This window comes from Janthinobacterium sp. 78 (assembly GCF_003096775.1).
GTDB classification, from domain to species: Bacteria; Pseudomonadota; Gammaproteobacteria; order Burkholderiales; family Burkholderiaceae_D; genus Janthinobacterium; species Janthinobacterium tructae.
The window spans coordinates 1913461-1927025 of record NZ_QENT01000001.1 but is presented as its reverse complement, the minus strand read 5'-3'; the positions used below and the strand labels follow the sequence as shown (position 1 = coordinate 1927025).

Sequence of the window (13565 nt, the reverse complement as noted above, 5' to 3'; positions counted from 1 at the left end):
CCAAAACTTCTACGCATGCAGGGTGACCCTCTTGATTTCCGTGATGGTGGTGGCGCCCCGCTTGACCAGTTCCAGCGCCGCCAGCCGCAGGCTGCGCGTGCCGTTCGCATACGCTGCCGCCTTGATCTGGCGGATCGGCTTTTTGTCGACGATGAGTTCGCGGATTTCATCGGTCAGCACGAGAATTTCGGCGATCGAGCGGCGCCCCTTGTAGCCCGTGCCGCGGCAGTCGCCACAGCCCTTGCCCTGCTTGAATTCATATGCATCAACGTCGGCGCGCACCAGCCCCACGCTGGCCAGCTCACCATCGTCCGGCGCGTACGGCGTGGCGCAGTGGGGGCAATTGGTGCGGATCAGACGCTGCGCCCAGATGCCGTTCAGGGCCGAGACGAACGCATACGGGTCGATGCCCATGTGGGTAAAACGGCCGAACACGTCGAATACATTATTCGCATGCACGGTGGTCAGTACCAAATGGCCCGTGAGGGCCGACTGCACGGCGATTTCCGCCGTCTCGCGGTCGCGGATCTCGCCCACCATGATTTTATCGGGGTCGTGGCGCAGGATCGAGCGCAACCCCCTGGCAAAGGTCAGCCCCTTCTTTTCATTCACGGGTATCTGCAAAATGCCGGGCAGCTGGTATTCGACGGGGTCTTCGATGGTGATGATCTTTTCGCGCCCGTTATGGATTTCCGTCAGCGCCGCGTACAGGGTCGTGGTCTTGCCAGACCCCGTGGGACCGGTGACGAGCAACATGCCGTAGGCTTCCTGCGCCAGCGCGCGCAACGCTTCGAGCGATGGGGCGTCAAAGCCCAGCGCTTCGAGCGTCAGCGCGCCATATGCCTCGATCATGGCGCGCTTGTCGAGAATGCGGATGACGGCGTCCTCGCCATGGATGCTGGGCATGATGGAGACGCGCAAATCGATTTCGCGCCCGCCCGCCTCGACGCGGAAGCTGCCATCCTGCGGCACGCGGCGCTCGGCGATATCGAGTTCGGCCAGCACCTTCAGGCGCGAGATGATGTGTTCGGCCACTTCGATGCCGTTGACGGATGTGGCGTGATCGAGCACGCCGTCGACGCGGTACTTGACGGCCAGGCCGCCGGCCGTGCTTTCCAGGTGGATGTCCGAGGCGCCCGCCTTGAGCGCGTCGTACAGCGTCGAGTTGACCAGCTTGACGGCGGGGCTGGCCGCTTCCGAGACGCTGGCGAATGACAGCACGGCGGCCGTCTTGCCATCGCGGCGCGCGTCGTTCGCTGCGCCAGGCAGCAGGTTGTCGACGGCGCGCGCCGATTCTTCCTGCTTCGACAGGTAGGCGCCGATGTCGGCCTGCAGCGCCAGCCGCACGGTCAGGCTGGCCTGTCCCGCGCGCGCGCCCAGCCAGGTTTGCAGGTCGAGGTCGAACGGGTCGGCAATCACGCCCACCAGCTGACCATCGGCGGCGCGCAGCAGCACGCTGTGGCGCGCCAATGCCTGCGACAGCGGCAGCAGGTCGAAGGCGGGAACGTAGGCCAGCATGTCGGCCGTTTCCAGCACGGCCAGGCCGAACGGGCGCGCCAGTTCACGCACCACGGCGCGCGCCTCGAGGCCGCTCAAGTGCTGCAATTCTTCGACCAGGCTGCGCTTCGATTGCCGGCACACGGCGCGCGCGCGCTGCAGCAGCGCCGCGTCGATGGTCACGCCGGGTGCGCTGGATTCGGGACTGGTGTGCATCATGAAATATCGCCTGCAAGGTCAAAGATGGGCATGTACAGCAGGATCACGATGGCGCCCACGATCAGGCCGATGGCGGCCATCAGCAGCGGCTCGAAGGTGCGCGTGAAGCGGTCGATCCAGCGGCTGATCTCACCGTCATAAAAGGCCGCCGACTGCGTCAGCATGGGGCCCATGTCGCCCGTGCGCTCGCCCACGCGCAGCATGCGCAGGGAAATCGGCGTCGTCAGTTGATGCTGCTCAAACGCGGACGACAGGGGCTGGCCCGCCTCGATGGCGCCGCGCGCGCCCTGCAGCGATGCCTGCATGCGCGGCGAGACCATCGCTTGCACGGTGGATATTGCCTGCACGATGGTGATGCCGCCTTCTGCCAGCATGCCCAGCGTCAGGTACAGGCGCGACAGTTCATAGATGCGCACGCGCTCGCCGATGCCGGGCAGTTTCGCCAGCAGGCGCGCCACGCCGCCGTGGCGCAGCACGCGGCGCAAGGCCGCAAACACGACGCCACCGGCAATAAGCAGCCCGAGCAACAGCAGCACGCCATGCTGCGTGACGAACTGGCCCCAGCTGAGCATGACTTGCGACATCCACGGCAAGTTGCGCCCGGCGCCCTGGTACACCTCGGCAAAGCGCGGCACCACATAGCTGATCAGGAAGGCGCTGACGCCGCCGCCCACGGCCAGCAGGATGGCCGGATAGATGGCGGCGCTGACGATTTTTGAACGCACCGCATCGATGCGCTGCTGGTAGTCGATATAGCGCGACAGCGCGCGCGGCAAGTCGCTGGTGCCTTCGGCCGCCTTGACGATGCCAATGTAGAGCGGTGGAAACAGTTCGGCCAGCTCTGCCAGCACGGCGGAAAAACGTTTGCCTTCGCGCAAGCCTTCCAGCAGGCGCGTGAGCACGCTGCGCGTGGCCGGCGCCGCTTCCTTTTCCAGCAAGGCTTCCAGCGCTTCGACGATGCCCAGACCCGCATTCAATAGCGCCAGCAATTCCTGGCTGAACAGCAACAGGGGCAGCGCGCGCGCGCGCTGGCGTCCGGCCGCGCTGAACGGCGTGGTCCGCAGGGGACGGATGGCGCTGACGAACAGGCCGCGCGCCTCGGCCTGGCGGCGCGCGTCCGCTTCGTCGCGCGCGTCAATCACGCAAGTCGACAAGGTGACCGCTGCCTGGTCCGTGGAGAGCGCGCGAACTTCAAACTGCATGATGGCGTTTCCGTGAGGGAGGAGTGGCGCTGGCGCTATTGCGCGCTGATGTCGGCGTTGTCGCCGCTGCCACCGGGCTGGCCATCCTTGCCCATCGAGACGATGTCGTACTCGCCCTTGCTGCCAGGTGCGCGGTATTGATAGGCATGGCCCCAGGGATCGAGCGGCACGGCCTTTTTCAGGTACGGTCCATTCCAGCGCGTGCCCGCAGCCGGCGGCGCCACCAGCAGTGCGCCCAGCCCTTCTTCCGTGCTCGGGTAGCGCCCCACGTCGAGGCGATAGGTATCGAGCGACTTTTCAAACGCCTCGATCTGCGCCTTGGCCACCGTCACTTCCGATTTGCCCAGCTGGGCAAAATACTTGGGGCCGACATACGCCGCCAGCAAGCCGATGATCACGATGACGACCAATAATTCGAGCAATGTAAAACCACGCGCACCGCGCGCTGCTGCCAAGTTATGCTTGTGTGCTGCTTGCATCCGCGAACTCCCTCTTGCTTACCTTCGACATTGCCCCCCCATGCGCAGCTGATGGCCGCACGCAGGAGTGACACGCTTGCCTGATGCATATCAGGCTACCATGCCGCTTATGGTTAATACAATCTTTTCTTTGCATTGTAAATAACAAAATTTCAGCAAAAAAACATGAACTTGCGCAAAACGCCAGGTTGCGCCGCGCGCGCCGCCTGCCGCGCAGCACGCGTACAATCAGTGCACGGGTGGCATGCCGCCGCCGCGCACCGAAGGAGCATGCATGTCCGCATTCCATCTGAGTCTGGCCATTTTCGCTGGCGCCATGGCGCAGCCGGCAGGCGCATCGGCCGCCCCCGCGCGCCAGGCGTATATTGTGCAATTACCCGTGCAATTGCTGGCAGCGGCGCCAACGGCAGCCGCGCCAGGCGCGGCGCAGCGCGAAGCCCGGGCAACACAGGCCGAGGCGCAACGGCGCGCCGTGCTGGCGCTGGTGCCCGAGGCCAGCGTGCAACACCACTACACGGCCACGCTGAACGGCTTTGCCGCCCTGCTCACGCCCGACGAGGTCAAGCGCCTGCGCGCCAGTCCCCTCGTCGCGCGCGTCTCGCCCAGCACCGAAGAGCATGTCAATGACAGGGGCGCGCGCAGCGTGCCCGATGCGCAGCGCTGACGCCTGGCCCGGGTCGGCACAGCCGGTGCCTACGCAGCGGGCAGGCGCTGGCGGCGGCGCAAGGCAAAGCCGATCAGCGCCAGGCCACCCGTCAGCATCATCCATTCCGACGCTTCCGGCACGGCCGATATCGACGCGATGCTGGCATAGGTGCTGCCGGCGATGCTGGCGGGCAAGCCGCCATTGAGCGGCGTCAGTTCGAACTGCACCAGGTTGCCATTCACGTTGCCCAAGTATGAACCGGCGCTGGCGTCGAGCAAGCCCACGCCGAAGGTCGTGCCCGCGTTGCCGGCCGTGTTCAGGAAGTCGCCGCCAAAGACCACGTTGAAGGCGAACTTGCCGCCCAGGGTCACGTTGTGAAACCAGTCGTTGTAGGCGCCGCTATTGCCGAAGGTCAAGGTACCGGGCACGCTGCCGCTGACATTGCCTTCCTGCGATTCGAGCGCGCCAAAGGCGCCCGAGAAGTTGCTCAAGGTGGCACTGGCGCCTGGTGCGGGGCTGTTGCCGGCGATAAAGGCAAAGTCGAGGAAGCCGGCGCCGGAAAACTGGCTGGTGTCGATTTCCACGTGGTAACTGAGCGGGCCCGCAAGCGCCAGGCTGGAACTGCCAGCGAGCAAGGCGGCCAGCACGGCGTGGCGCAAGGTACGGCTGAGTGTCGTTGCAAACATGATGATGTCCTTAGAAGTTGCCGGCGAAGATGCTGGCCGAGTAGTGGATCGTCACTTTCGACGGATTGCTGAAACTGACGGAAAACGAAGCCGTCGCACCCGGCGCCAGGCTGGCCGCGTTCACCGTGACGTAGGGGGCGCCCGCATGGCTGCCCGTGGCGTTGCTCAGGCTGATGCCGGCCGGCAAGCCGCCGAACACCACCTGGAACGGGCCGCTGAGCGTGCTCGTGCCCGTATTGGTGAAGGCAAACGTCCCCGTGTATTTCTGCGTCACGCGGTTGAACGTCAGGCCCGAGCTGGCTTGCGCCACGGCGGCCGTGATGTCGCGGTAGGCGGGCTGCAAATCCAGGCTGACGACGACGGGGTCGTGGTCCGAGGCGCGGTATGGCAAGGCGTTGTACAAGTCTTGCGGCTTGGCCGCATCGATGTTGTAATCGATCACTTCCGGCTCGTCGGCATTCACATGCCACTCGGCAACTCCGGCCACTTGTGGGCTCAGCGCGGCGCTGGCCAGCGCATGGTCGAGGTAGCCGCTCTGGCCGCCAAACACATACGAATACGGTATCCCGGACGGGCGCACGAAACGTTCGAGTTCATTGACGAAGCCGGCGCCCGTGATGACCTGGATCGGGTCTTCCGCGCCATACGAATTGAGGTCGCCGATGACCAGCACGTCCGCGTCGCCGGCAGCGGCTGCTACTTGCGGCACGAAACTGCCCACCAGCCGCTGCGCCTGCTGCACGCGCATGGCGTTCCAGCAGCTCTGGCTATCGTTCTGGTCTGCGTCCAGCCCGCCCGACGGGCAGCTGCCCTTCGATTTCAAGTGGTTGACGACCAGCGAGAATTTCTCGCCATTGCCGGCGCGGAAGGTTTGCGCCATCGGCGGACGGTTGTTGATGGCATTCGCATCCGACAAGGCGCCGCCCACCAGGCCCAGCTTGGCCGGCTTGTAGATCATCGCCACGCGGATGGCATCCGTGCCGGTGGCGGCCGGTTTCGGCACCACGGCATAGCTCACGCCACCGATGGCCGCATTCAGTTGCTCGACCAGGTAGGTGACGGCCGTCTCGCCATTGTTCTGGATTTCCATCAAACCCACCACGTCGGCATCGATGGCTTTGAGTTCGGCGACGATCTTGTCGCGCTGGCGCACGAATTCAGCCAGGTTGTCGGCACCGCGGCAATTGCTCTTGCTTGTCGACGTGCCCAGGGTACAGCCCTGTCCCGTCTGGCCAAACACGTTGCTGCCATTCGTAAAGGTCGTGAAGAAATTGAGCACATTGGCGCTGGCCACCTTGACGTTACCAGCAGGCAATTCCGGGCCGGCCGCACGCGGGTTGTCGCGTGAAAACTGCGGCGCTTGCGTCGGCTGCAGTTTGTACGCGGCACCGCCACCGCCGATGGCGCCAAAGTCGACCACGCCTGTCAGGTCGGCCACCGTATCGCCGCTGCGCACGGTGTTGTCCTGGCCGATGTAAGGAATGGTGGGCGGCGTCACGAAAATGCCATCGTCGAGCACGATGAGATTGTTCGCATTGGCCGCGATCAAGGCTTGCGCTTCGTTTGATCCGGCTGGGTAACGGTTGGTCGGCACTTCGCGCCGTCCGGCCGACAGGGTCAATTCGCCGCGCGCGCCCAGGTAGGCGTTCTGCGACACGGTCAACGGCTGCGTGAAGCGCACCAGCATGCCTTCCACGGCGGCCAAGTTATCGTTTGGCAAGGTCACATTCGTCGGCACGACGGCGTGGCCGGCGCTTTGCGTGAGGATGGCCGTCACGTCCTTCAATTCCGTGTAGGAATTTTTCGCGCCCGTGGGCGTGTATTCAAACACCGTGCCCGTCACGCGCACCAGTTCGCCCGGCTGCACCGTGGAAACGGTATTGCCCGTGTAGACAAAGATGCCGTCCGAAGTCGATGGGTCGCCGTCGCCGGCCGCATCCTGGATGAAGAAGCCGGTGCCCACTTTCAGTGTCACCACGCCTTCGGTAGTCTGTACGGAATTGGCGTACGGGCTGGCCGCGCCGCTGCCCTGGATTTGCGGAATCGTATGGCTGATGGCGGCCAGGCCCTGCACGGCCACATCCACCTTGCACGAGGCTGTCTGCTGCTGGTCGTTGCTGAAACTGACGATGACGGGGTAATTACCCACCGGCACGCCAGCGGCCACCAGCAGGTTCACGCTGGCGCTTTCGCCAGCCACGCCGGCAGCGCTGAAGCTGGCAAGGCTGATGCCGGCCACGGCGGGCGAACTCAAGATGGCGGCATTCACGACGCCATCGACGTCGGAAGCGCGCAGCACGGCGTTGCCGCCATTGCCCACGGCCAAGGCCAGGCTGGCGGGGCAGTTGGTGATGATCTGGTGCACCACGGGGCCGCCGCAGGCATTGCGCGGCGAGGCCGTGTTGCGCGGCGTCACGCTGCCGCTGGCGAAATCCATGCCATTGTCGTCCGTATCGCTGCAGCCGCCGTTCGCGCGCGCAATAGACAGGGTATTCGATGGCGCGGGCGCCAGATTGCCCTCGAAACCGTTGGCCGTACCGAAGCCGACCAGGTCGATGACGGCTGCGCCCGTGGGGCTGGCGCCCACCTGGGCCGTCTTGCTATTGCTTAACAGCACCTTGCCCGTCGTGCCCGACATGGTCAGACTGCCCGAGGCATCGGGCGTGGGCAAGTCCTGCGTGCCGCCCGCGCCCTTGGCTTGCTGCACCAGCAAATACTGGCCAGGTTGCAAATCGATAGCCGGCAAGGCCGTCACGGACCAGCTCGTATTGGCAGCGGCGCCGTATTGCACGCTCCAGTTGCTCAGGTTCACGGGACTGGCGCCACGGTTGAACAATTCAATGAAATCGTTGCGGTACAGCGCACCCGTATTGCCGCCACCGCCATACACTTGGCTGATGACGATATCGGAAGCGGCCAGTGCCGGCATGCCCAGCGACGACAGCAAGCCGGCCATCAGGGTCAGGCGCCACGGCGCGGCGCGCAGGGACAGTCCGGGCAATGCAGGGCGAACCGGCGTGTAACTATTTTTCATAAAAATTCCTGGTGGAAACTTAAAGTTCCGTCTGCCAATACAAGCAGCCGGCGTTGAATTTCAGGCAATAACATTGGTCAATCAAATAGTCTTTTTACTATTAATTCATAGTAATATTCAAGCGTGACAGCTTGATGACAAAAGTTGATGAGAATGCATGCACTTTGCACGTACAGGAATGGCAAGCTGGACTATCACACAATATTTTGTTGCATAAAAGTATGCGCAACTGTATGAAATGATAATAAAAATAAGCTATGGGAAATTGCGTAGAGTACAAGTATGCTACCATCTGTTTGCGCGAGATAAACATCTGGCGGCAAACAGCAGAGATAGGAAAGATTGATCATGAGAAAAAATAGTTACCCTTCATACTCAACACTGTTGCTTGCAGGATCTCTGCTGCTGCCCCTGCTGCCGGCCCAGGCGAATACCTACGCTGGTTACTATGTCAATCCGCAAGCCGTGCCGCCTGGCAAAAAACCGAATTGCGCCCAGTCCATGCAAGATGGAAACACGAAAGCGCAGGGCCAGGGCGCATCCGGCGTCAGCATGGAAAGCGTGAACAGCCCGTGCAGCCTGTCCAATGGCGATATCAATTACGATGAATTCAAGAATGATGGCGTCGCTCCCGGCCCGGTCAGCAGCGTCGGTGACGATGCCGCCTACCACCGCAGCCTGCCCAGCGACGATGCCAAGACTGGCGTCAAACGCTTGCCATCGGATGCACTGGAGTTCACCAGCGTGAGCAGCCGTCCGCTCGCTACCATACCTGGCGCCTTGACCAGCACGGGCACGGACAGTTTCAATGCGGCGTCAACGTTGCAGCCTTTCGCGCCGGCTGGCTGGGTCGGCTGGCCTGCGGCGAATGCTGGCGGCACCGAACGCCTGGCAGCTGCCAGCTTCGTCAGCCCCGACGCCACCGGCGGCGCTTCCGGCGACCCTGGCGTGTTTGGCACCAATTCGCCCGTCGCGGGCGTGGAGACGCCAGAGACGCCCGTCGTCACGCCGCCCATCGTCACGCCACCGGTGGTGACGCCGGTCGATCCGAATATCCCGGCCATCCCGGAAGCATCCACCTGGGCCATGCTGCTGGCCGGACTGGCCCTCGTCAGCCTGGCGCTACGCCGCCGCAGCAGCTAATGTCTGTCAGCGTCGGTATGGCGTACTCAACGGTTCGCCGATGAAGATACCCTGCGCCGGCCAGGCCACGCTCTTCCAGTAAGCCTCGATCGCCGTATCGCCGGACAGATAGCGCTGCAGCAGCACCGTCGGTTGCGGAAACTTCTGCCAGTAATTACACGGTTCGCTAACACTACCATAACTGGCCGTGGCGCCCGCCTCGAGCCAGCGCAAGCTGCTCATCTGCCCCGTCCCCAACAAGTCGCCGCCATACGACGTCAAATGATCGGCCAGCGCGCCCGGTGCAAACTTGAGCGTGTCGAGCTTGGCCACGCGCGCCATGCCCGTCTGGTAGACCATGATGTCCGTTGCGCCGTCGAGCTCGTCGGCGCGCAGGCGCTTGATGTTCAGTTTTTTTGTCGGCAAACGTCCTGCCGGCGGAAAAAACGGCGCACGGCTGTTGCGCGCCGTTTCACCGGTCGTCAAATAATACGCATTCGCTTCCTGCAAGCGAAAACCGGCGCTGACGCCACGCTCGATCAGCTGGCGCGCCTGCGCCACCGATTCGGTGGGCAACAGCATGCTCAGGCGCATCTTGTATTGCGCATACGGCAGGCCGTGCGCGGCATTGAAATAAGGGCTGGGCTGGCTCGCGCCACAACTGCGTGCACACAGTCCCGCATCGACGCCCAAGGTGTAGGCGGCAGTGATGGAATTGCATTCGACGGCATACGGCGCCGTCCAGACCATCAGCACGGCCTGGATTTCAGGGCTGAGCTGGCTGTCGATCTGCTTTTTCAGAGTGGCGAACTCGACGGCGCTGAGCTTATGCGGACGATTGGCGATGCGCACGTGAACGATATTGGCAGCCGGTATATTGCGCGCCTGCCGATAATAGTCGGCGATGGCCACGCTATTGGGCTCATCGTCGTTGACCACCAGCGCCAGCTGCCCGGCCGATAGCGCCGGCGACATGGCGGGGGCGACAAACTGGGCGCGGGCGTCGGCCTGCACCAGGACGCTGGCGAGCAAGGGGATGAGCAGGTATTTCAAAGCGGAGAGACTGGCCTGTGCTGGTCGAAGGGGCAAGAGACGCTTGCGGCATGCTGCTAATCTACCTTGAAAGACTTGGCTTTACCAAGCAATATTGCCGGCAAATGCTGCTCGATGAAAACCTCGGAACGCCAGAACCGTCGCCCTGGCGCTCCATGCGGACTTAAGTATTAGACGCGTTTGTAGACATCTTCGTAGCGCACGATATCGTCTTCGCCCAGGTAGCTGCCGGACTGCACTTCGATCAGGTGCAGCGGCAGGCGGCCGGGATTTTCCAGGCGATGCGTCATGCCGATAGGAATATAGGTCGACTGGTTTTCACTCAGCAATTTGACTTCATCACCGCACGTCACCTGCGCCGTGCCGCTGACGACGATCCAGTGTTCGGCGCGGTGATGATGCATCTGCAGGGATAGCTTGCCGCCAGGATTGACCGTAATGCGCTTGACCTGGAAACGGTCGCCGACGTCGATGCCTTCGTAGCACCCCCATGGGCGATACACCTTGGTGTGCTGCAAATGCTCGGTACGGCCCGTGCTTTGCAAGTGGGAAACTACTTGCTTGACGCGCTGCACCTGGTCCTTGTGCACCACCAGCACGGCGTCCGCAGTTTCCACCACGATCACGTCCTGCACGCCGATCAGCGCCACGATGCGGCTTTCGGCACGCACCAGCGAATTGCTCACGTCGTCCAGGTACACATCGCCGCGCACGGCATTGCCAGCGGCATCGCGCGGCAAGACCTCGCGCAGCGCGGACCAGGAGCCCACGTCGCTCCAGCCGATATCGGCCGGCACGACCACGGCGCGGCTCGTGTGTTCCATCACGGCATAATCAATGGAGTCGGCGGGACAGGCGGCGAACTCCTTCTCGCTCAGGCGGCAGAAATCGAGGTCGCGGTAGGCCAGGCGTACTGCCGCTTCGGTGGCATCGGCCATGGCGGGCTGGAATTGCGTCAATTCCTGCAAATAGCTGGCGGCGCTGAAGAGAAACATGCCGCTGTTCCAGAAGTAGTCGCCACTGGCAACAAAACCGGCCGCGCTCTGCGCATCGGGTTTTTCCACGAAGCGATCGATCTGGTAGCACGCTTCGCTGCCCGCGATGGCGGCGCCACGACGGATGTAGCCATATCCCGTTTCCGGCGCCGTCGGCACGATGCCGAAGGTGGCCAGCGCTCCTTGCGAGGCGGCCTGGAGCGCATTGTCGATGGCAGCATGAAAGGCCGCCCGGTCTTCAATGACGTGATCGGCAGGCAACACCAGCATGATGGCTTGCGGGTCGAGCGCTTGCAAATACCAGGCGGCGGCGGCGACGGCCGGCGCCGTGTTGCGGCCCACCGATTCGAGCATGATGGCCAGCGGTGCGATGGCGATATCGCGCATCTGCTCGGCCACCAGGAAACGGTGCTCGTCGCCACAGATCAGCAGCGGTGCCATCATCTCCGGCCAGCCAGCCAGGCGCAGCGCCGTTTCCTGCAGCATGGTTTTGTCTGATACCAGCGGCAACAACTGCTTGGGCAGCGCTGCGCGCGACAGGGGCCAGAGGCGGCTGCCGGCGCCGCCGGACAGGATGACGGGATAAATCTTCATGGTGGACGTCCTCTATTTATTTCAATAATGCAAGTTCAACGGCGCTGCGGCGCTTGCTGCGCCGGTCGCGCGCGTTCGACCATTGATCGGTCAGGCATTCGGACACGTGTTTCATGTCTCCGTTGCGGTCGACACTGTATTCCTTGAAGACGATAACTTCTTCCAGAGCAATGTTCTGCAGCACGCGCGTATATTCAAAAAGCACGCTGCGCACCACGCGCGCACCGGAACAGATATGGCTACCATGACCGATCCAGGTGGGGCCGATGATGGTGGCGCCCGCTTCGATCTTGCAGCCCGAGCCGATATACACGGGCCCTTCGATGTGCGTGCCTTCCCACTCGATGCTCGTATTCAAGCCCACCCAGATGCCCTCTTCCAACTGTACTCCAGGCACGTCCATGTGGGCCACTTCCCCCATCATGACGCTTTGCGATACTTCCCAGTAATCCTTGATGTTGCCGATATCAATCCAGTTGAAGGTGCGCGACTGGGCGTAGAAAGGCAAGCCTTTTTCTGCCAGCAAGGGAAACAAGTCCGAGCCGATGTCGAAGACCGTGTCCTTCGGTATCAAGTCCAGCACGGCAGGCTCGAAAATATAGATACCGGTGCTGACATGGTTCGACAGGGCCGTTTCCTGGCTGGGCTTTTCCTGGAACGCCTTGATACGGCCATCCTTGTCGCTGACCACCACACCATAGCTCGACACCTTGTCCCACGGCACTTCGCGCGTGATCACGCTGGCCAGCGCCCCCTTGCGGCGATGCTCGAACAGGGCCGACTGGATGTCGAGGTTGATCACCGCATCACCGCACAGGACGATGGTGGTATCGTCAAAAAAGCCACCGAATTCCTGGATCTTCTTCATGCCGCCGGCCGAGCCTATCGGCTGCGGCACCACCACGCCGGCATCGGTCAGATAGCCTTCGAACGAGTAGCCGATCTGCACGCCATACTGGTGGCCGTCGCCGAAATACTCTTCGATCTTTTCATGCAGGTAACTGACATTAACCATGATGTCGCGCACGCCATACTTGGCCAGATGCTCGATCAGATAGGCCATCACGGGCTTGCCCAGGATGGGGATCATGGGCTTGGGTAAGTCATAGGTCAGCGGGCGCACGCGCGTCCCCTTTCCTGCCGCCAAAATCATTGCTTTCATTTCACGCTCCAATGTCTATGGGGACGCCGAACTCTGCTTGCGCCTGCCCGAAGCCGTAGAATATCACCAATTTGGCAACACTATTACCTTTTTTATATTATTTGTTGCGCAGTGCAACATGCCAGACTGTCATCTTTGCTGGCGAGCGCGTCAGCGGTATTTGGCGCACTCGCGCAGGAATACCAGAATATCCCAGGTATAGCGTCGCAGCAGCCGGCGCGGCTCTTGCAGCAGACGGTAAAACCACTCCATGTGGATGCGCTGCACAAAAGCGGGCGCGCGCCGCTTGCCGCCGGACCAGAAGTCGAACAGCGCGCCCACGCCCACCAGTACGTTGGCGTCCAGGGCATCTTGATGGGCGAGTATCCAGCGCTCCTGGATAGGGTTGCCCATCGCCACGAGCACGACCTGGGCGCGCGTCGCATTGATTTGCTGCACCAGATCGGGCGCATTGCCGATGCCGGCATGGCCATCGCAACTGCCGACGACATCCTGCCCCAGCACCGTGCGCACATGCGTCACCGCCTTGGCCAGGATGTCGGGTTGCGCGCCCAGCATGAACACGCGCAGCGGCTGCGCGCTTTGCTCGAACAAATACGGCGTGAAATCGGTGCCATTCAGATTCGCGGCGAAACGGCGCCCCTGCATCAGCCTGGCGGCGATATCCATGCCGACACCATCGTTGACGATGAGGTAGCGACGCGAGGGATCCGCTTCCAGTACGAAGCGGTTTTTCACGATAAAGTTGGTATTGGCAAAAAACAGCGCCGTCTTTTCCCCACGCGCGATGACGCCCAGCAAGTGCTGCGCAAGCCACTCGCGCGTCGTGCTCAGCACGGGAAAGCGGCTGATGTTGATGGTTTCTGGTGCTTCCAT

The 13565-nt window shown here is 62.6% G+C and carries 11 protein-coding genes; 2 read left to right on the top strand and 9 right to left on the bottom strand.

Features of this window, described 5'->3' with window-relative positions; genetic code table 11:
• Positions 1-9: 9 nt before the first annotated feature.
• Genes C8C92_RS08575 through gspG form a run of 3 tightly spaced genes read right to left on the bottom strand, consistent with a single transcriptional unit; the run spans position 10 to position 3397 of the window.
• Positions 10-1713 carry a GspE/PulE family protein gene (locus C8C92_RS08575; RefSeq protein WP_099764242.1) on the bottom strand — a complete coding sequence of 568 codons (1704 nt, stop codon included), beginning with the start codon at positions 1711-1713 and terminating at the stop codon, positions 10-12.
• Entirely contained in the window at positions 1713-2918 is a 1206-nt protein-coding gene (locus tag C8C92_RS08570; protein WP_099760210.1) for a type II secretion system F family protein, read from the bottom strand. Before C8C92_RS08570 ends, C8C92_RS08575 begins: the two co-directional genes overlap by 1 nt.
• 35 nt (positions 2919-2953) lie before the next feature.
• Positions 2954-3397, bottom strand: coding sequence for a type II secretion system major pseudopilin GspG (gene gspG / locus C8C92_RS08565; protein WP_099760211.1), 444 nt, complete (start codon positions 3395-3397; stop codon positions 2954-2956).
• A 274-nt stretch (positions 3398-3671) separates the two neighbouring features.
• Here gspG and C8C92_RS08560 point away from each other — a divergent pair, with 274 nt between their 5' ends.
• Positions 3672-4061 carry a protease inhibitor I9 family protein gene (locus C8C92_RS08560; RefSeq protein WP_165829339.1) on the top strand — a complete coding sequence of 130 codons (390 nt, stop codon included), beginning with the start codon at positions 3672-3674 and terminating at the stop codon, positions 4059-4061.
• Positions 4062-4090: 29 nt separating this feature from the next.
• Here C8C92_RS08560 and C8C92_RS08555 read toward each other — a convergent pair whose 3' ends face one another.
• Together C8C92_RS08555 and C8C92_RS08550 are read right to left on the bottom strand one after the other, a co-directional pair.
• The gene (locus C8C92_RS08555) at positions 4091-4729 is read right to left on the bottom strand and encodes an NF038129 family PEP-CTERM protein (RefSeq protein WP_099760213.1); all 639 of its coding nucleotides are present in this window, start codon (positions 4727-4729) and stop codon (positions 4091-4093) included.
• A 10-nt stretch (positions 4730-4739) separates the two neighbouring features.
• The gene (locus tag C8C92_RS08550; protein WP_099760214.1) at positions 4740-7763 is read right to left on the bottom strand and encodes an ExeM/NucH family extracellular endonuclease; all 3024 of its coding nucleotides are present in this window, start codon (positions 7761-7763) and stop codon (positions 4740-4742) included.
• 384 nt (positions 7764-8147) lie between these two features.
• On the opposite strand from C8C92_RS08550, the gene C8C92_RS08545 reads away from it, so the two are divergent.
• Complete coding sequence (locus tag C8C92_RS08545) at positions 8148-8906, top strand: PEP-CTERM sorting domain-containing protein (protein ID WP_099760215.1); 759 nt, start codon at positions 8148-8150, stop codon at positions 8904-8906.
• A gap of 6 nt (positions 8907-8912) precedes the next feature.
• On the opposite strand, the gene C8C92_RS08540 is transcribed toward C8C92_RS08545, so the two are convergent.
• From C8C92_RS08540 to C8C92_RS08525, 4 genes are all read right to left on the bottom strand, one after another.
• Complete coding sequence (locus C8C92_RS08540) at positions 8913-9938, bottom strand: TIGR03790 family protein (protein ID WP_347708463.1); 1026 nt, start codon at positions 9936-9938, stop codon at positions 8913-8915.
• 170 nt (positions 9939-10108) lie between these two features.
• Positions 10109-11527 carry a mannose-1-phosphate guanylyltransferase/mannose-6-phosphate isomerase gene (locus tag C8C92_RS08535; RefSeq protein ID WP_099760216.1) on the bottom strand — a complete coding sequence of 473 codons (1419 nt, stop codon included), beginning with the start codon at positions 11525-11527 and terminating at the stop codon, positions 10109-10111.
• A 16-nt stretch (positions 11528-11543) separates the two neighbouring features.
• Positions 11544-12689, bottom strand: a complete 1146-nt coding sequence (locus tag C8C92_RS08530; protein WP_116743539.1) for an NDP-sugar synthase — start codon at positions 12687-12689, stop codon at positions 11544-11546.
• 150 nt (positions 12690-12839) lie between these two features.
• Positions 12840-13565, bottom strand: coding sequence for a WecB/TagA/CpsF family glycosyltransferase (locus C8C92_RS08525; protein ID WP_099760218.1), 726 nt, complete (start codon positions 13563-13565; stop codon positions 12840-12842).

Bases quoted from the DNA above. Each gene is read 5' to 3' on its own strand.
- C8C92_RS08535 (WP_099760216.1), bottom strand. From the start codon at position 11,527: ATGAAGATTTATCCCGTCATCCTGTCCGGCGGCGCCGGCAGCCGCCTC.
- C8C92_RS08530 (WP_116743539.1), bottom strand. From the start codon at position 12,689: ATGAAAGCAATGATTTTGGCGGCAGGAAAGGGGACGCGCGTGCGCCCG.
- C8C92_RS08575 (WP_099764242.1), bottom strand. From the start codon at position 1,713: ATGCACACCAGTCCCGAATCCAGCGCACCCGGCGTGACCATCGACGCG.
- C8C92_RS08525 (WP_099760218.1), bottom strand. From the start codon at position 13,565: ATGGAAGCACCAGAAACCATCAACATCAGCCGCTTTCCCGTGCTGAGC.
- C8C92_RS08555 (WP_099760213.1), bottom strand. From the start codon at position 4,729: ATGTTTGCAACGACACTCAGCCGTACCTTGCGCCACGCCGTGCTGGCC.
- C8C92_RS08550 (WP_099760214.1), bottom strand. From the start codon at position 7,763: ATGAAAAATAGTTACACGCCGGTTCGCCCTGCATTGCCCGGACTGTCC.
- gspG (WP_099760211.1), bottom strand. From the start codon at position 3,397: ATGCAAGCAGCACACAAGCATAACTTGGCAGCAGCGCGCGGTGCGCGT.
- C8C92_RS08560 (WP_165829339.1), top strand. From the start codon at position 3,672: ATGTCCGCATTCCATCTGAGTCTGGCCATTTTCGCTGGCGCCATGGCG.
- C8C92_RS08570 (WP_099760210.1), bottom strand. From the start codon at position 2,918: ATGCAGTTTGAAGTTCGCGCGCTCTCCACGGACCAGGCAGCGGTCACC.